At 56.0% G+C, this 18,251-nt stretch carries 21 protein-coding genes and 1 tRNA gene; 12 read left to right on the plus strand and 10 right to left on the minus strand.

The annotated features are described in order from the left end of the window. Window positions 1–21: 21 nt before the first annotated feature. Window positions 22–1,125 carry a citrate synthase/methylcitrate synthase gene (locus ACQY4Z_RS12745; RefSeq protein WP_428521801.1) on the minus strand — a complete coding sequence of 368 codons (1,104 nt, stop codon included), beginning with the start codon at window positions 1,123–1,125 and terminating at the stop codon, window positions 22–24. A gap of 45 nt (window positions 1,126–1,170) precedes the next feature. Between ACQY4Z_RS12745 and ACQY4Z_RS12750 the strand changes: the two genes are divergently transcribed. Next, window positions 1,171–2,370: a citrate/2-methylcitrate synthase gene (locus ACQY4Z_RS12750; RefSeq protein ID WP_428521803.1), complete on the plus strand. Its 1,200-nt coding sequence runs from the start codon at window positions 1,171–1,173 to the stop codon at window positions 2,368–2,370. A gap of 77 nt (window positions 2,371–2,447) precedes the next feature. Beyond that, a complete protein-coding gene (locus tag ACQY4Z_RS12755; RefSeq protein ID WP_428521805.1) occupies window positions 2,448–3,338 on the plus strand; it encodes an AEC family transporter in 891 nt (296 codons plus the stop codon). Between the two features lie 9 nt (window positions 3,339–3,347). Here the strand turns inward: ACQY4Z_RS12755 and ACQY4Z_RS12760 are convergent, their stop codons facing one another. From ACQY4Z_RS12760 to ACQY4Z_RS12770, 3 genes are all read right to left on the minus strand, one after another. Then, complete coding sequence (locus ACQY4Z_RS12760) at window positions 3,348–4,190, minus strand: isocitrate lyase/PEP mutase family protein (protein WP_428521807.1); 843 nt, start codon at window positions 4,188–4,190, stop codon at window positions 3,348–3,350. A 103-nt stretch (window positions 4,191–4,293) separates the two neighbouring features. After that, entirely contained in the window at window positions 4,294–4,665 is a 372-nt protein-coding gene (locus ACQY4Z_RS12765; protein WP_428521809.1) for a DUF1203 domain-containing protein, read from the minus strand. Beyond that, window positions 4,646–5,062 (minus strand): GNAT family N-acetyltransferase, encoded by a 417-nt coding sequence (locus ACQY4Z_RS12770; protein WP_428521811.1) that lies wholly within the window; start codon window positions 5,060–5,062, stop codon window positions 4,646–4,648. Before ACQY4Z_RS12770 ends, ACQY4Z_RS12765 begins: the two co-directional genes overlap by 20 nt. A 371-nt stretch (window positions 5,063–5,433) precedes the next feature. On the opposite strand from ACQY4Z_RS12770, the gene ACQY4Z_RS12775 reads away from it, so the two are divergent. The 8 genes from ACQY4Z_RS12775 (at window position 5,434) to ACQY4Z_RS12810 (ending at window position 13,068) form a co-directional block, all read left to right on the plus strand. Next, on the plus strand, window positions 5,434–7,044 hold the full coding sequence (locus ACQY4Z_RS12775; protein ID WP_428521813.1) for a GMC family oxidoreductase: 1,611 nt from the start codon (window positions 5,434–5,436) through the stop codon (window positions 7,042–7,044). Window positions 7,045–7,110: 66 nt separating this feature from the next. Continuing rightward, entirely contained in the window at window positions 7,111–7,872 is a 762-nt protein-coding gene (modA, locus tag ACQY4Z_RS12780) for a molybdate ABC transporter substrate-binding protein (protein ID WP_428521815.1), read from the plus strand. A gap of 43 nt (window positions 7,873–7,915) precedes the next feature. Further along, entirely contained in the window at window positions 7,916–8,623 is a 708-nt protein-coding gene (modB, locus tag ACQY4Z_RS12785; protein WP_422020408.1) for a molybdate ABC transporter permease subunit, read from the plus strand. Then, on the plus strand, window positions 8,616–9,707 hold the full coding sequence (gene modC, locus ACQY4Z_RS12790; RefSeq protein WP_428521818.1) for a molybdenum ABC transporter ATP-binding protein: 1,092 nt from the start codon (window positions 8,616–8,618) through the stop codon (window positions 9,705–9,707). The genes modB and modC overlap by 8 nt, the downstream gene beginning before the upstream one ends. A 123-nt stretch (window positions 9,708–9,830) precedes the next feature. After that, window positions 9,831–10,265, plus strand: coding sequence for a carboxymuconolactone decarboxylase family protein (locus ACQY4Z_RS12795; protein ID WP_055671903.1), 435 nt, complete (start codon window positions 9,831–9,833; stop codon window positions 10,263–10,265). A gap of 1 nt (window position 10,266) precedes the next feature. Further along, the gene (sigJ, locus tag ACQY4Z_RS12800) at window positions 10,267–11,190 is read left to right on the plus strand and encodes an RNA polymerase sigma factor SigJ (RefSeq protein ID WP_428521820.1); all 924 of its coding nucleotides are present in this window, start codon (window positions 10,267–10,269) and stop codon (window positions 11,188–11,190) included. A 122-nt stretch (window positions 11,191–11,312) separates the two neighbouring features. Beyond that, on the plus strand, window positions 11,313–12,320 hold the full coding sequence (locus ACQY4Z_RS12805) for a DctP family TRAP transporter solute-binding subunit (protein ID WP_428521822.1): 1,008 nt from the start codon (window positions 11,313–11,315) through the stop codon (window positions 12,318–12,320). A gap of 100 nt (window positions 12,321–12,420) precedes the next feature. Continuing rightward, on the plus strand, window positions 12,421–13,068 hold the full coding sequence (locus tag ACQY4Z_RS12810; protein WP_428521824.1) for an MSMEG_1061 family FMN-dependent PPOX-type flavoprotein: 648 nt from the start codon (window positions 12,421–12,423) through the stop codon (window positions 13,066–13,068). A 100-nt stretch (window positions 13,069–13,168) separates the two neighbouring features. Here ACQY4Z_RS12810 and ACQY4Z_RS12815 read toward each other — a convergent pair whose 3' ends face one another. Further along, the gene (locus ACQY4Z_RS12815) at window positions 13,169–13,450 is read right to left on the minus strand and encodes an SCP2 sterol-binding domain-containing protein (RefSeq protein WP_133952617.1); all 282 of its coding nucleotides are present in this window, start codon (window positions 13,448–13,450) and stop codon (window positions 13,169–13,171) included. A 226-nt stretch (window positions 13,451–13,676) separates the two neighbouring features. Continuing rightward, window positions 13,677–14,480 carry a MipA/OmpV family protein gene (locus tag ACQY4Z_RS12820; protein ID WP_428521826.1) on the minus strand — a complete coding sequence of 268 codons (804 nt, stop codon included), beginning with the start codon at window positions 14,478–14,480 and terminating at the stop codon, window positions 13,677–13,679. Between the two features lie 227 nt (window positions 14,481–14,707). On the opposite strand from ACQY4Z_RS12820, the gene ACQY4Z_RS12825 reads away from it, so the two are divergent. Further along, window positions 14,708–15,004, plus strand: a complete 297-nt coding sequence (locus ACQY4Z_RS12825) for a YggT family protein (protein WP_420339405.1) — start codon at window positions 14,708–14,710, stop codon at window positions 15,002–15,004. A 44-nt stretch (window positions 15,005–15,048) separates the two neighbouring features. On the opposite strand, the gene ACQY4Z_RS12830 is transcribed toward ACQY4Z_RS12825, so the two are convergent. The 4 genes from ACQY4Z_RS12830 to ACQY4Z_RS12845 form a co-directional block, all read right to left on the minus strand. Next, window positions 15,049–15,240: a Trm112 family protein gene (locus tag ACQY4Z_RS12830; RefSeq protein WP_428521828.1), complete on the minus strand. Its 192-nt coding sequence runs from the start codon at window positions 15,238–15,240 to the stop codon at window positions 15,049–15,051. A gap of 24 nt (window positions 15,241–15,264) precedes the next feature. Beyond that, complete coding sequence (locus tag ACQY4Z_RS12835; protein ID WP_428521830.1) at window positions 15,265–15,942, minus strand: LON peptidase substrate-binding domain-containing protein; 678 nt, start codon at window positions 15,940–15,942, stop codon at window positions 15,265–15,267. 88 nt (window positions 15,943–16,030) lie between these two features. After that, window positions 16,031–16,975, minus strand: a complete 945-nt coding sequence (gene trxA, locus ACQY4Z_RS12840; RefSeq protein ID WP_306149367.1) for a thioredoxin — start codon at window positions 16,973–16,975, stop codon at window positions 16,031–16,033. A gap of 161 nt (window positions 16,976–17,136) precedes the next feature. Continuing rightward, complete coding sequence (locus tag ACQY4Z_RS12845) at window positions 17,137–17,664, minus strand: prolyl-tRNA synthetase associated domain-containing protein (RefSeq protein WP_428521832.1); 528 nt, start codon at window positions 17,662–17,664, stop codon at window positions 17,137–17,139. A 241-nt stretch (window positions 17,665–17,905) separates the two neighbouring features. On the opposite strand from ACQY4Z_RS12845, the gene ACQY4Z_RS12850 reads away from it, so the two are divergent. Next, window positions 17,906–17,980, plus strand: a tRNA-Gly gene (locus ACQY4Z_RS12850). The last annotated feature ends 271 nt before the right edge of the window (window positions 17,981–18,251 follow it).

The raw sequence follows: 18,251 nt of genomic DNA on the forward strand, positions 1-18,251 counted from the left end.
GCAATGCCGGGCGGGGTTACTTTACACCGGTTTTGGGCCAACATATCGGGACGCCGGGCGGATCAGTTTTCCTGTTGTCTGCTGCTCCATGACATGCGCGCACCAGCCCGGCGTGCGTCCAACGGCAAAGAGTGGCGTAAACAGCGTGCGGTCTATTCCGATCGCATCAAGCAGGACCGCTGTATAAAACTCAACATTGGTGTCGAGTGCCCGGTCCGGTTTTGCCTTGCGCAGAGCGGTGAGTGCGGCTTCTTCGATCTTTTCGGCAAGGCTGACTTTTGGATTTCTAGCCTGAAGCGTTTTAAGACCCGCTTTTAGGACGTCCGCACGCGGGTCGCGCGTCCGGTAGATTCGGTGCCCAAACCCCATCAAACGCTCTTTGCGGTTCAAGGCTTCGGAAATCCAGTCTGCTGCGTTTTCCGGAGTTCCAATGGCATCAATCATATCGAGCACCGGTCCTGGCGCGCCGCCATGAAGCGGGCCGCTCAAGGCCCCCATGGCGCCAAGCACGGCTTGTTTCATGTCGGCTTCCGAAGAACCAATGACCCGGGCAGTGAACGTTGACGCATTCAATCCGTGATCCAGAATGGTGACCAGATACCGGTCAAGCGCGGCAATGTGTTCTGCGTCTGGCTCCTCGTCTCCCATCATGCGCAACAGGTCTTCTGCGGTCGTTAAATTCGGATCTGGTGCGATTGGGTGTTCGCTGTCAGAAATACGGCAGGCGGCGGCAAGAAACACCGGCAGGGCACCGCTGATAGCCACGGCTTGCGGGCGAGCCGGATCAAGCGGCAGGGCGATGAGGCCGAGCTGCATCCGTTCATAGATGCTGAGCTTGCTTGAGGAGGCCTCAATCAGCGGCACACTGGAAAACGCAGCCTGGCGTGCATCGCCCATGGCCTTTCTAAGTTCATCGGCATCACAAAAGACATAACTGTGCCAGAGATGAAGGATGGCATCTTCGAACCGGAGTTTGCCGGCGAGGTCTTCAATCCGTTTGCCGCGCAGGACCAGCTGGCCGTTCAGACCATCGACATCGCTCAAGCCTGTATGGGCCGCGACAATACCTTCCAGGCCAGAGGCTGGATCGGCGGTCAGGGTTCCGGGATCGGGTGCTTTTGTCATGATCATCTCCATTTTCTTGAAAGTACCTAAGGAGAAGTCATTGCATTGATCAATCTTGATAAATACAATCAATATATGAATACGCCAATCTATCTCTCTGCAAAAGAAGCGGCCGCTGAACTTGGCGTTCAGCCGGCCACCCTTTATGCCTATGTCAGCCGGGGGCTGATTGAGTCTGTTGCCGGACCCGGCAAACAAAGGCGCTATGATGCGGCTGACGTGCGTCGTCTTAAGGGGCGGAGAACGACGGAGGAGGTGTCCGGAAGCCGACCCTTAACTGGCGACCCGGTGCTGGAAACCGAGCTCACGATGATCTCCCAGGAGGGCGCGATTTACCGTGGGCGTCCGGCTGTTGATCTTGCAGAAAATGCCACACTGGAGAGCGTTGCCACGCTTCTTTGGGATTGCGACGATGATCCCTTTGCCGAACCTGCCCCCTCTGCGCCGCCCGAACTTCCTGATGGGCTGGGGCCGCTGGACAGGGTGATGATGGCGCTGGCAGCCTGGCCCCTGCAAGACCGGGCAGCCCATACGCAGGCCGTGAAACTGCTGCGGACAAAGGGGGCAGCGCTGCTGCGCTACGGTGTTGCCGCTCTTCTTGAAACCGAACCGCAAACCATCCCAGTTCACACCCAGATCGCACAAGCCTTTGACGTTTCGTCGCGCGCAAAGAACTTGATCCGGGCGGCGCTCGTTCTTTCTGCCGATCATGAGCTGAACACAAGCACCTTCGCTGCGCGCTGCGCAGCATCTACGCGGGCGCCTTTGCATGCGGCGCTCTTGTCCGGCCTGGGGGCGTTTACAGGACCTCGCCATGGTGCGGCGTCTGGCCGGGCAAATGCCTGGATGGCCGAAATCGATGCGGATACGGATGTCGAGGCCTTGATTGCCGACAGGCTGGGACGCGGTGAAACCCTTCCAGGGTTCGGCCATAAGATCTATGTCGACAAGGATCCGCGCGGCCACTGGCTGATCACCAATCTAATGGCTTCAGAACCGGATCATCCCTTCGTCCAGAAATTGCCGGCAATCCTGAAGGCAGGCCATGACCTCTTTGGCCTCTTTCCAAACATCGACTTTGCCCTCGCCGCCATGCAGAAGACATATGATCTGCCGAAAGACAGCGGCAAGATCATTTTCTGCGCCGGGCGGATGGCCGGTTGGATTGCGCACGCGCTGGAACAATATGGCGCGCAAGAACAGATCCGGCCGCGCGCTACGTATGTCGGAATTCGCGACAATTGATGGCTATTCGATTGAATAGGTACCTGCGACGCGGCTAAGCTTTTAAAATTGTTGGGTTCGCCGGAGCGGATGCTGTCTTGGACGTAATCTTCGGACATATCGTTACTGTCATGCTGCCCGTGCTTTTGTGCGTGCTGCTCGGATATGGCCTGGCGATTCTGAAAGCACCGTTTGACCGGAAAATGTTTGGCAGCCTTGTCGCCAATGTCGGCTACCCGGCCTTGATCCTGTCTCACCTTGCCAAAGACCACATCGAACTCGGCGCCTTTTTGAATGTGCTGCTGGCCGCTGCTTGCATGATATTGATTTTCGGTGTTCTAGGCTTCGGGATCCTGAAGCTGCTGGGTTTGCCGGTTCAGGCCTATTTATCTCCCATGATGCTGTCGAATGTCGGGAACATCGGTTTGCCGGTGACAACGCTGGCTTTCGGTGCAGAAGGCGCGGCGGTCGCTTTGGGCTTTGTCGTCGTGGTCCTTGCCGCGATCTTCACCATTGGGGTTGCGCTACCTATTGGCAAACCCGACTTCAAAACCCTTGCCAAGCAACCGGTGATTTATGCCGTCATGGTTGCTTTGTTTCTCATGGAGACGGATTGGAGCTTGCCCGGCCCGGTGGATCAGAGCCTCAGCATTCTCGCCGGGCTTGCCGTTCCCATCATGCTGTTGACGCTGGGCCACAGTCTTGCGACGCTGAAATTCGGCAATCTCGGCCGCGCAGCCACGTTATCCGTGATCCATATCTGCTTTTCTGTGGTTGCTGCTTTGGCGCTTACAAGCGTATTTCCGTTCAGTGGGGCACAGCAAAAAGCGGTCATTCTGCTCTGCTTCATGCCGCCATCTGTCGCAACCTACCTGGCGGTATCGCAACACCGTCCTGACGACGCACCTGCTGTCGCAGGCTTCATTTTTCTGTCGACGTTGATGACATTGCTGACGCTTCCGCTTGTACTGACCTATTGGGCAGAATAAGCGGAAAGATCAGGGCTTTGCCTTCATGAAGTCTTCGAAATTGACTGGCATTTCTGCACTTGGGTCCCGATCGAAGCAGCCGAACGAGCCGCCGTCCTTCATGTCTTCTGCCGCGGCCGTGAAGGCGCCATAAGCCAGCCGCGCCAGGCCAGCGCCAATCGAGATCCGGGCAACACCGAGATCTCCGAGTTCTTTGCGGGTGAGATGAAAATTCGGGCGGCCGGCCAGGATGTTCAATGGGGCATCGACGGTTTCCAGCACTTTGGTAATTTTTGCCTTGTCCTTGAGCATCGGTGCGTAAACGCAATCAGCGCCTGCATCTTTGAAGGCATTGAGACGTTTGATGGTCTGTTCCAGCTCATGCTCCGATTTTACCGGGCCTTCGCTGCGCGCCGTCAGAACAAACTCAGGCGCATTTTCCTTGACGTAGGCGTTGGCCGCCTTGATCCGTTCAACAGCCAAGTCCAGCGGGTAGAATGGGTTTTTGGGATTCTGGGAATAGTCCTCGATGGAGCATCCGGCAAGACCAACTTCGATCGCACCCTTGATGGTTTCAACCACGTCTTCTGGACTGTCACCAAACCCATTCTCAAGATCACCGTTGACCGGCAGGCTGGTCACCGAAATGATATCAGCAGCATGAGCCAGCGCATCATCCCGCCCAATCAGGCCTTCAGCGTCTCGAACACCCCGGGCCCAGGCAAACCCGGCACTGGAGGTTGCCAACGCATCAAAGCGCATGCCGTCCAGAATACGGGCGGAGCCGATGTCGAACGGGTTGGGCATCAAAAAGGCTTTGCCCTTTACATGAAGGGCCTTGAAGGCAGACCGGCGTTGCGCAGAAGTGACCATCAGTGTTCTCCCAAACCATTTTGAATCTGAGTATAGCCCAACGTCGGAAAAACGAACGTGACATCTGCCGGATTATCTAAATGCAACGCCGGTCATTGAGGGCCTATGCCTTTGGTTCGGGGCGGACAACGCGGGCCGCGAAACATCCGCGGCGTGCATAATGCAGATGGATGTAATCCACAGCGGTATTTTCGAAGAACTTCGCGATCACATCTTGGACCTCAGTTCCTTCGATTATTTCCGCGTCCACGATTTCGTGCGCTTCGTTAAATGCGCGAACCGACAAAAGGCGGCTTGTGATTGAGGCCGGGATAGTGCCCTGGTCCGGATGCGCTTCTTCGGCACCTTCTTTCACGAAGATCGCGTGCCGGGAGCGGTAGGGTGAATTTCCCGGCTGATGCTCGAAATTCAGAAGAAACACACGCTCGCCCGCCGTAACGTCCTCAAGGGACACATTAGGGATAAGTCCCAACACGGCGTGCCATACCCACAGACCGCGGTGCTGTTTCCTGAAAGCCAAAATTCTCATAGAGCTTGTTGGCCGGGACGTCCGCGATCAGGCTCATATAAGCCGACACTGGCAGTTCTAATTCAGCCCAGGACAGCAGGCTTTCCATGATCATCCGGCCCAGCCCTTTGCCCTGGTGCGCGGGCAGCACGGCGATATCGGTAACCTGAACAAACAGTCCGCCATCTCCGACAAGGCGCCCCATGCCGATTGGATCATCACCGTCAAACACCATCACGGCATGCAGACTGTTCTTCAGTCCAAGTTCTGCTGCTTTCAATTCATAACCACCAAGGCCGCAGTCATTGCGGAGTTGCAAATAGGTCTCAGGTTCTGGGACTTGGGTCTTGATCTCAAATGTCAAAATATGCCTCGGGAATCATGTGTTTGATTTGTTTGAAGAATGGGTCTCTTGCAGGTCGAACGGCAAGGCGTAGCGGGTTCAAGCGACATCAACAAAGATTGAAAATGCTGCTGTGTAACCGGCTTGAGACTGGCCTTGTTGTTTGCCCGGAGCCCTTTGTTTTTGCATATCCCAACAGGCGTTGAGCAGGATTAGACACGAAGGGCCCCTTCAGCTGAAAGCAGCCTGCAGCTTAGGTGGGACTTGTGAGAAATACGTAAACACGTGACGTTCGGCCTCTGCGCACTCAGGCCGCTTATGCCCTCTGGCTGACTTGACCAGTTGGTCCGACCGTGTCTCCATCATGCTCAAATAAAGGTGCGGGAGGAACGATGCGCGACCTGGGTGATTGGGATTATGTAATTGTTGGCGCGGGAACAGCCGGGTGTGTCCTGGCCAACCGTTTGTCAGAGGATCCAGGCGTCAAGGTTCTGCTTCTGGAAGCGGGAAAGCGTGACAATTACATCTGGGTCCACATTCCCGTTGGCTATCTCTATTGCATCGGCAATCCGCGCGTTGACTGGGGTTTCAAGACCGCACCCGACAAGGGGTTGAACGGCCGGTCACTGGTCTATCCGCGCGGCAAGGTGCTCGGCGGCAGTTCGTCCATCAACGGCATGATTTACATGCGCGGCCAGGCTTGGGATTATGACCATTGGCGCCAGCTTGGACTTGCCGGTTGGGGCTGGGATGACGTTCTGCCCTATTTCCGGAAATCGGAAGATCATTATGCGTGGAACGACGAGCTCCATGCTCAGGGCGGCAACTTGCGCGTTGAAGAGCAGCGCATTTCCTGGGAATTGCTTGATGCCTTTCGGGATGCCTGTGAAGAAAACGGCATTCCCAAGATCCGGGACTTCAACAAGGGTGACAATTTCGGATCTGCCTATTTTCAGGTGACTCAGAAATCAGGCATGCGCTGGAACGGTGTGAAAGCGTTTTTGAAGCCGGCCGCGAACCGGCCGAACCTCAACATCGTTACGGAAGCTCATGTGGCCCAGATCCGTTCCGAGAACGGCCGGGCCTCCGGTCTGGATCTGGAGATTGCGGGCGAACCGGCAACGGTAGCGATTTCCGGGGAGCTCTTGGTGGCTGCCGGCGCAATTGGATCACCGCAGCTTCTGGAGCTCTCAGGCATCGGTAATCCGGAGGTCCTGTCGAACGCAGGGATTGAAACACGATACGCGCTGCCGTCCATTGGCGAGAACCTGCAGGACCATTTGCAACTTCGTCCCGTGTTCAAGGTGAAGAACGCAAAATCCCTGAACAAGATGGCGAAGACCTGGACCGGCAAAGCGAAGATTGGTCTGGAATATCTCCTCAAGCGATCCGGGCCCATGTCGTCCGCGCCGAGCCAGCTTGGTGTGTTCGCCAAGACCGATCCATCGTTCGAGACGGCGAACGTGGAATATCACGTTCAGCCGCTGTCGCTGCCCAAGTTTGGCGAGCCGCTGCATGACTTCCCGGCGATGACGGCGAGTGTTTGCAACCTGCGCCCTGAAAGCCGGGGCCATGTGCACATTACGTCATCGGATAAAGGCGCGCAGCCGGAAATCCAGCCGAACTATCTCTCTGCAGAAGCCGATCGCCGGGTGGCTGCCGACAGTATCCGGCTCACGCGCAAACTCATGGCATCGCCTGCCATGGCACGGTTCGAGCCGGAGGAATATCTGCCGGGTCCCGATCTCACCAGCGAAGACGAGTTGATTAAAGCCGCGGGAGACATCGGCACCACGATTTTTCACCCCGTCAGCACTTGCCGGATGGGTGTCGATGAGAAGTCTGTGGTTGATGACCGCCTGCGTTTGCGTGGTTTTGAAAACATCCGGGTGATTGATGCATCCGTGATGCCAACGATCACCTCTGGCAACACAAATGCTCCGACTGTCATGATCGCGGAAAAGGGCGCGGACATGATCAAGGCCGACCGGCGGGCAGGATGATCTGTTTCTTGATCTGACCGGTTGGCAACGTACCTTGCAAAGGCTGTAAAGCGAAAGGACATTGCTGTGCGCTTGAGCCTCATTGTGGCTGCCGTTTTTGTGCTCGCTCAGACTACTGTTGCTGCTGCGGAAAGACCACTGACCGTCTTTGCAGCCTCGAGCATGAGCGAGGCGATGGCGGCGATCGGTGAGGCATTTGAAGCTGAAAGCGGTGTGCCGGTGACATTCTCATTTGCCGGCACTGGTACGCTTGCGCGTCAGATTGAGGCAGGCGCGCCCGCTGATGCCTTCGTTTCTGCCGACACGCTCTGGATGGGGTACTTGACGGACCGGGGTGCCGTTCAGACGGAAAGCGAAACGGTTATCGCTTCGAACCGGTTAGTCTTGGCTGGCGCGCTGGACAGCGAACCATTGGATCTGTCCGCTGACGCAGTTGCTGCGCGGCTGGGCGACGGACGGCTGGCAATTGCCGACCCGGATACTGTTCCTGCAGGGCGCTATGGCAAGGCCGGGCTGACAGCACTTGGGTTATGGCCCTCGGTGGAAAGCCGATTGGCGCCGATGGAAAACGTTCGCGTTGCGCTGGCCGCGGCGGCGCGCGGTGACACGCCTCTAGCGCTCGTCTATGCAACGGATGCTGCAATTGAGCCGAATGTTCAAGTGCTCGCGGAACTACCGGCGGATAGTCATCCAAAAATCGAATATCCAGCCGGGCTAACGACGGGTGCCAATCACCCGCAAGCGGCGGCCTTTCTGAACTTTCTGACTGGTCCCGAAGCTGTGAAGATCTTGCGTTCCTTTGGCTTTGTGACCCATAAGGAAGAATAGCCTTCCAGGAGGAAGGTCCAACGGCAAACCGATCTGAGCGCGCGTGGATTTTCTCACCCTTCAGCCCGCCGAATGGCAGGCGCTTCTTCTCACCTTGAAGGTTGCAGCAGCAGCCTTGCTTGTGGCCCTGCCGCTTGCAGTGATGGTTGCGTATGGCCTGGCCCGGTACAGATTTCCGGGTCATGGTGTTGTCAACGCACTGGTACATTTGCCGTTGGTCCTGCCACCGGTCGTCACCGGTTATGTTCTATTGCTTGCTTTTGGCCGGAATGGGCCGATTGGGTCCGTGCTGCAAGACACCTTCGGCATCACGTTTGCCTTCAACTGGACCGGGGCCGCGCTGGCCGCCGGGGTCATGGCCTTCCCCCTGATGGTCCGTCCGATCCGCCTGTCTTTTGAAGCTGTGGATCCCAAACTGGAGGATGCTGCCCGGTCCCTGGGTGCGCGGCGGCTGGTCAGTTTCTTGACCGTGACGTTGCCGCTTGCGCTCCCGGGCATTCTCGGAGGTGCCATTCTCGGCTTTGCCAAGGCCATGGGTGAGTTCGGCGCGACCATCACTTTCGTCTCCAACATTCCGGGGGAGACACGAACGCTCGCCTTGGCGCTCTACACAGCCACCCAAAGCCCAAGCGGTGACTTGGCGGCCTTTCGCCTCACCATCATCGCAACCATCGTCGCCTTCGGCGCCTTGATAGCCTCTGAACTGCTCGCTCGTCGTCTCCGGAAACGTCTTGGAGGCGCGGATGCTTGACGTTGATATCAAGGGCCAGGTCGGTGCGCTGCCGCTGACTGCACGGTTCAAAAGCGAGGGGGGCGTCACCTCCCTGTTTGGTCAGTCGGGCGCTGGGAAAACAAGCCTCACCAACATGATTGCCGGTCTTATCCGCCCGGTATCCGGCCGGATTACCGTCAACGGCACAACGCTTTTTGATGCAGACAAGAACATCAATCTTGCGGTTCAGGCCCGGCGGATCGGGCATGTTTTCCAGGATGCGCGCCTGTTTCCTCACATGAGTGTGCGCTCCAATCTGACCTATGCGCGCTGGGCCGGGCGCCGGAAAACGACACGCTCGATGGACGAGGTGGTGCAGCTATTGGGTTTGCAGCCGCTCTTGGCCCGCAAACCCACAACGCTGTCCGGCGGTGAGCGTCAGAGGGTCGCAATCGGACGGGCGCTGCTGTCGGATCCGCGGCTTTTGATCATGGATGAGCCCTTGGCCAATCTGGATCAGGCCCGGCGCAATGATATTCTTCCTTATTTGGATCGCCTTTGCGCGGAAGCCGGGATCCCGATCCTTTACGTCAGCCACTCGATCGAAGAGGTGGCTCGCCTGTCCCAGACCTTGGTGATCCTGTCCGATGGCCAGACACCGGCCTTTGGACCGGTTGCCGAGATGCTCGCCAGAACGGATCTTGGCAAGGCAACCGGCCGGCATGAGGCCGGGGCGCTCCTGGAAGGCACTGTGAGTTACACGGACAGCGAATGGGGGCTGACGCATATCGACATTGGCGGTGCGACCATTCAGATCCCTGATCTTGGAGCTGCGCCAGGCGAGCCAATCCGGTTGCGTATTCGGGCACGAGATGTCGCGCTGGCGACCGAATTTCCCAAAGGGCTTTCGATCCGAAACAGGCTGAAGGGAACGATCCGCAGCATTTCGGAAGAAAGCGGACCTTATGCAGAAATTCTCTGCGTCGTCGGCGAGCAGACGATCCGTGCCCGGATCACGCGGGCATCGGTTGCCGATCTTGGTCTGGTAGTTGGAAAAACGGTAACGGTCCTCATCAAGAGTGTCGCCATCGACAAACGCCAGCGCGCTCCGGTGCCGGGGTAAGAGGCTGAAATCTATGCGGTTTCATGTGAGGCGATGAAAAAAATTTAGAGCATGTCACAAGCGGCAAAGCTGGGTCGTCATTTGAGTATGGAACCAATTCAGGTTCTGAATGAGGAACTTCAAATGACTGCGACTACTGCACCTGTAAATCACCACCAGCAGATCCCTGGAATTGCACAGACCCTCGGCGGCGTTTCGGCGTCCTTTGCCAAGGAAGGACTGGATCCAAAGCTTCAACATTTGGTCGATCTGCGTGTTTCACAGATCAATCAATGCGCCTTTTGCGTGAAGATGCATATCAAGGAAGCACTGGCAGCCGGTGAATACAGTGAACGCCTGGAACGTCTGATCGTCTGGCGGCATGTGGATGATTTCAGCGAGAAAGAAAAGGCTGCTTTGGCGTATGCCGAAGCGCTGACTTACATGAAGTCGGAGCAAAGCTATGGACCGCTGCGCGCGGAACTCAGAAAACACTTTACCGAAGCGGAGATCAGCTTGTTGACCGCTGCGATCGGCATGATCAACCTCTGGAATCGGGTGCAGATCTCGAATTACTGATATGAGCGAGCAATCGAAACTCGAAACATTTGAGCAGGCCAGACCCCGTCTTTTGGGGCTGGCCTACCGCCTGCTCGGCTCTTGGGCGGATGCCGAAGATGCTGTGCAGGATACGTTTTTGCGGTGGCAGGGCACCGACGGTGCCGCGATCCTGAATCCGGATGGATGGTTGACGACCGCGTGCACCAACCGGTGTCTTGATTTGTTAAAATCCGCGCACAACAAGCGCGTCGATTATGTCGGCCCCTGGATCCCCGAGCCGCTTCATATTGAAGCCGGTGAAACACCGGAAGGCGATATTGAGCGGGCTGAATCCCTCACGATTGCATTCCTGCACATGATGGAACGTCTGTCGCCAAAAGAACGGGCTGCTTTCTTGCTACATTCGGTGTTCGGCCAATCGCACAGACAGGTCGCAGGTGTTCTCGGAATGAGTGAATCCGCCTCCCGTCAGCTCGTCTCCCGCGCAAGCCGTCATGTGCAGGGGCCGAGCGCGCGTTTTGTTCCGTCAGCGGAGCATCAGGAAAAGATGCTGACAGCCTTTCTTGATGCCGTGATGTCCGGTTCGACGGAACAGTTGGCCGGGCTGTTGTCTGAAGGTGTGCAATATCAGTCAGATGGTGGCGGCAAGGCGACGGCCCTCGGCAGGATCCTTTCGGGCAGCCGAGATGTCTCCAAATACGTTGCCAAGATCATGTCGCGGCTTTGGGTTGGCTCGTGCGGAACTCTGGAGCGCAGGATCATAAACGGGATCGAAGGTCTGGCGCTGTATGAAGGCGGGAAACTGGTCTCAGTCGTTAATTTTGGATACAGCGGGGACGGCTTGATTGATCAGATTTTCATTATGCGGAACCCGGATAAGCTGCGCGGGATGGCGCTGTCGATCCGGCACGACACCGGAAACGGTGCTCTTCAGCCGAACTGATCGCAGTTTCAACAAAGGGTTTTCCTTCCTGCGTGTTTAATGTTCGGCAAGAGGCGTTGGGTTAGGGTCGAGGCCGTTCGACACACGTAACGCCCATTCATGAACACCCGGGAGGAACTCATATGATAAAGATCGCCGGCCTTACCGCTGCGGTTTTGTCCTCCTTCTTGTTCAGCGCTGCGTATGCGTTAGGTGCCTGTGATGACGGCGAAATCGTTATCAAGTTCAGTCATGTCGTTGCGGCCGAAGGCCATCCGAAGGGCGAAATGGCAAGCGCATTGGCGGACCGGATAAACGCGGAAATGGACGGCACTGCATGTATGCAGGTGTTTCCATCATCGCAGCTCTTCGACGACAATCAGGTGATGGAGGCGCTTTTGTTGGGGGACGTCCAGCTGGCGGCCCCATCGCTTTCCAAATTCGAAGCCTACACCTTGAAATACCGGGTGTTCGATTTGCCGTTTGTTTTCTCCAACATGGATGCCGTGACCACCTTCACCGAAGGCAAAAAGGGGCAAGAGCTTCTTGGTGCGATGTCCGATTACGGATTTGTCGGTCTTGGATATATTTTCAATGGCCTCAAGCAGTTCTCCGCAAACCGGCCCTTGATTGCGCCAGATGATGCCAAAGGCTTGAGATTTCGTGTCCAACCGTCTGATGTTGCAGTGGCCATGATCGAAGCCATGGGTGGAAGTGCACGGAAACTGGCTTTCAAGGACGTTTTTGAAGCCCTTCAAACCGGTGTTGTCGACGGACAGGAAAACACCTGGTCCAACATCCAGACTCAGAAATTCTATGAAGTTCAGGACGGTACGACGGAAACCAATCACCAGCTTCTGACCTATCTCGCCGTGACATCTCAGGAGTGGTTGAACAGTCTGGACGAAGATGTGCACAGCCAGTTCATGACGATCTTTACCGAGGTCTCTGAGGACTACAACGCCCGTTCAAACGCGATCAACGAAGACAGCAAGCAAAGCATCATCGAAAACGGCGGAGTCGTACGGGAGTTGACCCCGGATCAGCGCGATGAATGGATCACCATCATGAAGCCGGTCTGGGACATGTTCCGGGACGATATTGGTGCCGATGTCATCGATGCCGCGATCGCATCCAACAAGGCCCGCTGATGCTGCTGTCCCATTCTTCCATCAAGGCGCCACAAACCATCGCAATTGTATTAAAAGCGGCGGGTAATACTGCTGTCTGGTCTGGTTGGGGTAGTTGCTGATGCCGTCTGATTCTGATCCGTTCGAAGCTCTTTCCGGGTTTATTGCCACTGCGGAAGAACTTGAGGCTGTTTGCGGACACCCTTTACCGCAGATCGCCGCAAAGGAGTTGCCGGCGCTCGATGAGATTTGTCAGGATTTCATTTCGAAAGCGCCGTTCTGCTTTATCGCATCTGCCAATCCGGATGGTCATGTCGATGTTTCGCCGAAAGGCGATCCGGCTGGTTTTGTGAAGGTTTTAACCCCAAGCCTTCTTGCGATCCCTGACCGGCCCGGAAACCGCCGCCTCGACACCTTCCATAACCTTTTGAAAGACCCGCGTATTGGTCTTGTGTTCCTGATCCCCGGGCGCGGAGAAACCCTGCGAATTCGGGGTGAAGGCCGGTTGACGACCGATCCAAAGCTGCTTGAGGACTTGTCTGTTGAGGGGCGTCCTCCCAAGCTGGCTCTTGCCGTTCACGTTCACGCAGCTTTCATGCACTGTCCGAAATGTGTTTTCCGGTCCGGGCTGTGGCAGCCGGAGGCCTGGCCGAATACCGAGGGCATGGCGGATATGAATGAAGCGATGGTCAAGCACGCCAAGATCGGGCTTAGTCCTGAGGAGTGGTTCCAATCGCTGAAAGAAAACGGTGAGCTTGATCTTTGGTGACGGCTCGCCATTTTGGGTGACCTCTATATAGGGCCAACAAAAAAACCGGCCTCCAAAGAGACCGGCTGCAAGGTATCTGCTTCTTAGGGAAGAGATGTAATCAGACGACGCTGCCAAGCTTCATGGCAACGCTCATGTCGCCTTCAACCTGCATCTTGCCGCCCATGAAAGCGGCCGTCGGGTTGAGATCGCCGGACAGCATGTCAGCCAGGTCTTCAGCGGACATCTTGATGGTGCAGTCGGCATCGCCATTGTCGTTGCTGACTTCAGAGCCCTGCAAAAAGATCGTGCCGTCATCGCCAAGGTCGAATTTGACGCTTTCTTCGATGCCGCCGCCAGAAACCTTGTCACGGATATCGTTGGTGAGTTGTTCCAAGGACATTGTGTTTTCTCCCATTGATTAAGGCCGAAGCCATCTGTTGACCCTTTGAAGCATGCCGTTTACGTAACCGTCAAGGTCAAATCAGTTCTCGTATGGATTCTTCAGCCGATTTTTGTTTCCTGTCGCCAAAAGAGCTTTCAGGAAGTTTCCCTTCTTTATGACGAAACAAAATACGGGGCCCGTGAGAGCCCCGTGTTGTCAAATCAGTACCAGCTTCTTGCCAACGTTACTTGAATACGTCGAACGCGAACCGGTATGTAAAGCCGAGCCCAATATTGAATTGGTTTTCGCTACCGACCTTTGCGATCGGGCTGTCAGCGGCATCGCCGACGAGGCGATCATACCCGCCCTGAAGGTGCAGGCGCACATCATCATTGAGATCGTAGCTGACACGTGCTGCCAGGCCGACTGACTTAAAGCCAGCACTCGGATTGTATTCACTCAGCTGGCCACCGCTCGCGGCTGCCTCAGAAGAGGTGACGCCGAAATAGGTGTCCATGTAGCTGCCAGAAGCAAAGTCAGCGCGAGGTCCGAAGCTCAACTCCCACTTCTCGCCCGGATAAAGGATTCCATCAAAACCGAATTGACCGACCTGACCATTGTGGCCGTTAATGCCCTGGCGGATCTCGCCAAATGCGCGCCAATGCTGGGTCCGGAAACCACCACCAAGTCCGAGCTCCAAGGCCCAATCAATCTTGTCGGTGCCAGTCAGATCAGTCGTATCGCTTGCTTTGCGTTCACCGACAAATCCGAAGGACGGATAGAAAAACACGCCAGTCCGTCCGCGGCCTTCAACGACCTGACCGAGGCCGGGAACATAGAAACGCCCCATCTGAATCAACGGGAAGGGATAAACAAGATAGGAATCGGAGGCCTCATAGCGCGGCTTCACCATAGCTCCGACGCCGAGGTCGATCACGAATTGCCGCGTCGCATCTTCAGCGGATAGGCTTCCGCCCTGCGCAAGTGCTGAACCTGGCAATGATCCGGCCAAGAGCGCCATTGCAGCGCGCAAAATGGTTTTTTTCATGAGACCCACATACGTATGGAAAATGTTGAGCGCGAAGATAGCACGAAGACCGGTAACGCAAAGGCTAATTGAGTCGGGTTTTGCCAGACTGTTGCATTTTCGCATCTGCGTAACCGGGGACTAGAGTCTCCTTGGTTGCCAACCGCCTGCGCACAGTGGGTTGCAGGCAGCGGTGCAGAAAGCTACATGAAGAACAACACCTGCTTCCAAAGGCAACGGACCGCACAATGACAGCCCTTTTCACAGTGATCCTCATCGCGCTGCAGCTCTATACCTATGTGGTGATCGCGAGCGCGATCTTTTCCTGGCTCTATGCCTTCAATATCGTCAATCCGAGAAACCAGATCATCGGCATGATCGGGCAGGTCCTTTACAACCTCACTGAACCCGTGTTGCGGCCCATCCGGCGTTTCATGCCGGACCTTGGTGGTGTCGACATTTCGCCTGTGGTTCTTCTGCTCGGTATCATTTTCATTCAGATGATCATTCAGAACAATTTGATGCCGATGTTCCGCGGCTTCTAGGCGCAGATACAAAAAACCCGGGTCTCAGCCCGGGTTTTTCAATTTCAGTCTTCGAGTTTTCTTGCCTCATCCGGCAGCATGATCGGAATTCCGTTTCGGATCGGATATGCCAGCTTGGCCGTCCGGGAGATCAGCTCTTGCGCTTCCGCATCATATTCCAATGTTGCCTTTGTCACGGGGCACACCAGTAGTTCCAATAGCTTCCGGTCGATAGGCCGGTCAGTTGTTTCGTTCATTGTCCAGTTTCCGCCAGTTCTGGCTTATTGAAGAGTTGCGCCGCCGTCATTGTCGTTCCTGGCGAGATCCATCTCGGTAATGGCAATCAGGGTTTCGGCGCGGGTCTTGAGGTCCTGCGCTTCCAAAAGTGCCTGTTTTTCCTGCGGACCGTAGGGGCACATCATGCACAACGCGTTTACCAGAACTTCCGTCTCGGCTTCTTTGACACTGTCCCAATCTGCTTCCAGATTGTTGGCGTCCAGATAAGCCCGCAAGGTTGTTAGAAGTCCGTTCCGATCGACGTCGTCTTCGCCTTGACCGCATCTGAGATCGGCAGCGAACGGAGCAAAATCGACTTCCGCCTGCCGAAAGCGCGTCAATGCGGTCAGTTCCTGCGCGACACGGAACCGTGTCACACCTTGGAGTGTGATGAGGTACCGGCCGTCGCCGGTTTCTTGGAACCCGGTCAAACGACCCGCACAGCCGACTCCTTCCAGCAAGGGTTGATCCGTGTCTTTCGTGTTCTGCCGTCCCGACGGTTGCACCATCCCAATGAGACGGTTGCCCGCCAAGGCGCTATCAATCATGTCGATGTAGCGCGGCTCAAAAATGTTCAGCGGAAGCTGCGTTCTGGGAAGCAGCAACGCGCCGGACAAGGGGAACACAGGCAAGACCGGAGGAAGATCAGCAATCGTCTCGTAAATGGCGTTACCAGCCTGCATGAGTGGGCCTTTGTGTTGTTGTTCTCGACCAACCGCTTTGTGCGGTTGTACCGCATAACTGGGTATGTGTGGCGCGAGTGGCCTATCGTCAAGAAAACAACACGGCAGACAGTTTGCGCCGGCCATAGGCACTTGCTTCATCCTTGAAACCCCAGGCCTCAAAGAACTGCAGCAATTGTTTGCGGGCGCCGTCTTCGTTCCATTCGCGGTCGCGGCGGACGATCTCTATGAGCTGGTCAACTGCCGCTGTTTTGGCACCCTTTGAATTCAGCCCGAGCGCAAGATCAAAGCGGGCCTGATGATCGTCCGGATTCTGGGCGATGCGCTCCTCAAAACCAGCCAAGTCTCCAAGGGATGCGGCTTGTTCGGCAAGGTCCACAGCAGCTTTGGCTGCCAAATAAGCTTCATCCGTGCGTTTTTCTTCCGGTGCGAGCTCCAGTGCCTGTTTGGCGCGTTCCAGGTCGTCGGCCCCGAGGTAGCACTGGGTCAGTCCCGCAATGGCCTGAACATTATCCGGTTCCGCCTGCATCAATGCCCCGAACAGCTGAGCGGCCTGCCCGTAATCCTTATCGGCCAATAACGCGTTCGCTTGTTCCAGGTAAGCTTCGGCAGGATTGGCAGGAGCCGGGCCGCCCAGCTTTTCGATGAACGCCTTGATTTGGCTTTCCGGCTGAGCGCCCATGAAGCCGTCGACCGGCTGACCGTCCTTAAAGGCAATCACGGCCGGGATGGATTGAATTCCCATCTGGCCGGCAATTTCCGGATGGTCGTCAATGTTCATCTTGGCAAGCTTCACCGTGCCGCCAGCTGCTTTCACAGCGGCCTCGATCAGCGGTGTCAGCTGCTTGCAAGGGCCGCACCAAGGCGCCCAGAAGTCCACGAGTATCGGCTGCTGGCGGGAGGCCTCCATCACATCAGCCATAAATGTCTGTGTGGTGACGTCGAAAATCAGGTCGCCATCCGGCGCGCCGCCAGAGCCGTTGCCACCACCGCCGCCGAAACCGCCGCCTTGGCCACCATATCCGCCACCCATGCTGGCGCCGAAACCGCCACCGACTTGACCGCCAATGCTGTAGTCGCCGTTGCTCATTAATCTGCCTCTTGCTGTTCGGCTGCTGTGAACGTTGGCCTTGTTGGCCGTCTCGCTGGAAAAACCGCACCTAACATGGCGCGGCTACAATCGGATTACAATTCTCAACCCTGCACTTCGCTTGCCTGTGCCTGCGCACTGACTGCCAGCACTTGCGGATCATGTCCGCAGGCCTTCGCGAACTTGATCAGGTCGCCGGAAGAAATCGCCGTTGTCGCATCATTCTTCAGCGGGTGATAGTTCAGGACGTCATGTGCCATCATCGCTGCATCAAAAACGGGCGTGACACGTTGTGCCTCCCGGTCATTTATCAGCGAAAAGGGGGTCACAGACCCGGGCTCAACGCCAAGCACTTCCATCAAAAGGTCAGCGTTGCCAAACGACACCCGTCCTTGAGCTCCGATCACCTGATGCACTTTCTTCAGATCAATGTCGGCATCGTGCAGGGTGGTTATAAGAAACAGCCGACCCTTCTTGTCTTTGACGAACAGGTTCTTGGTGTGGCCGCCTGGAATGCGGTCGTGCAGGTCGCCGGATTCGGCGACCGTGAACACCGGATCATGATCCACAGTGGTGACAGAGATCCCCAGATCCTGAAAGAAGCCCATGAGCTCGTCGCGGGTGGCTGGCATGACTTTTCCTGAAAAAATTTGACTGTTTCCAGCTCTCTAGCGTGTTTTGATGCTGATCCGCAAGGCGAGTGTTTCGCACGGAGCGGCTATTTTCTGCCGTTTTTGCGGGTGTCGAAGCTGTAAAATCCACAAAAAGACAGCTAAAAAAATTTCTGCATTTTCGGTGTTGCATTCTGTTTCGGCTTAGTTCATATACTGCGCCACCAACGACGAGGCAGCCGCCACCGAGTTGGCACACTATGCGGGTGTAGCTCAGGGGTAGAGCACAACCTTGCCAAGGTTGGGGTCGTGGGTTCGAATCCCATCGCCCGCTCCAATTTCACCGAACGGTGCTAAAAGCCAGTTGCAGAAAAGCAGCTGGCTTTTTTGTTGCGCTGATTGTTTGCGACAATTTTCCCTATGATTGAAACAAATAAGTCTTGCAACTTTATATTAGCGTTATTGCCCGGCCACTAATCTACATGTGCAAACTGCGGATGGCGAAATTGTCAGTATTTCGTCCCAAGACGCGATTGCGACTGCTTCAGTGACTTTTCCAGCGGGACCAACAGGTTCCGCTGTTTTTTTTGTGACTTTGTGCTCCTTTG

Origin of the sequence: Roseibium sp. (assembly GCF_965276855.1) — a bacterium.
GTDB lineage: Bacteria > Pseudomonadota > Alphaproteobacteria > Rhizobiales > Stappiaceae > Roseibium.

What these genes read in the sequence shown, in the direction of transcription:
- ACQY4Z_RS12820 (WP_428521826.1), bottom strand. Translation starts at nt 14,480, where the DNA reads ATGAAAAAAACCATTTTGCGCGCTGCAATGGCGCTCTTGGCCGGATCA.
- sigJ (WP_428521820.1), top strand. Translation starts at nt 10,267, where the DNA reads ATGAGCGAGCAATCGAAACTCGAAACATTTGAGCAGGCCAGACCCCGT.
- ACQY4Z_RS12795 (WP_055671903.1), top strand. Translation starts at nt 9,831, where the DNA reads ATGACTGCGACTACTGCACCTGTAAATCACCACCAGCAGATCCCTGGA.
- ACQY4Z_RS12830 (WP_428521828.1), bottom strand. Translation starts at nt 15,240, where the DNA reads ATGAACGAAACAACTGACCGGCCTATCGACCGGAAGCTATTGGAACTA.
- ACQY4Z_RS12760 (WP_428521807.1), bottom strand. Translation starts at nt 4,190, where the DNA reads ATGGTCACTTCTGCGCAACGCCGGTCTGCCTTCAAGGCCCTTCATGTA.
- ACQY4Z_RS12810 (WP_428521824.1), top strand. Translation starts at nt 12,421, where the DNA reads ATGCCGTCTGATTCTGATCCGTTCGAAGCTCTTTCCGGGTTTATTGCC.
- ACQY4Z_RS12825 (WP_420339405.1), top strand. Translation starts at nt 14,708, where the DNA reads ATGACAGCCCTTTTCACAGTGATCCTCATCGCGCTGCAGCTCTATACC.
- ACQY4Z_RS12815 (WP_133952617.1), bottom strand. Translation starts at nt 13,450, where the DNA reads ATGTCCTTGGAACAACTCACCAACGATATCCGTGACAAGGTTTCTGGC.
- ACQY4Z_RS12835 (WP_428521830.1), bottom strand. Translation starts at nt 15,942, where the DNA reads ATGCAGGCTGGTAACGCCATTTACGAGACGATTGCTGATCTTCCTCCG.
- ACQY4Z_RS12805 (WP_428521822.1), top strand. Translation starts at nt 11,313, where the DNA reads ATGATAAAGATCGCCGGCCTTACCGCTGCGGTTTTGTCCTCCTTCTTG.
- modC (WP_428521818.1), top strand. Translation starts at nt 8,616, where the DNA reads ATGCTTGACGTTGATATCAAGGGCCAGGTCGGTGCGCTGCCGCTGACT.
- ACQY4Z_RS12775 (WP_428521813.1), top strand. Translation starts at nt 5,434, where the DNA reads ATGCGCGACCTGGGTGATTGGGATTATGTAATTGTTGGCGCGGGAACA.
- ACQY4Z_RS12845 (WP_428521832.1), bottom strand. Translation starts at nt 17,664, where the DNA reads ATGCCAGCCACCCGCGACGAGCTCATGGGCTTCTTTCAGGATCTGGGG.
- ACQY4Z_RS12745 (WP_428521801.1), bottom strand. Translation starts at nt 1,125, where the DNA reads ATGACAAAAGCACCCGATCCCGGAACCCTGACCGCCGATCCAGCCTCT.
- trxA (WP_306149367.1), bottom strand. Translation starts at nt 16,975, where the DNA reads ATGGGTGGCGGATATGGTGGCCAAGGCGGCGGTTTCGGCGGCGGTGGT.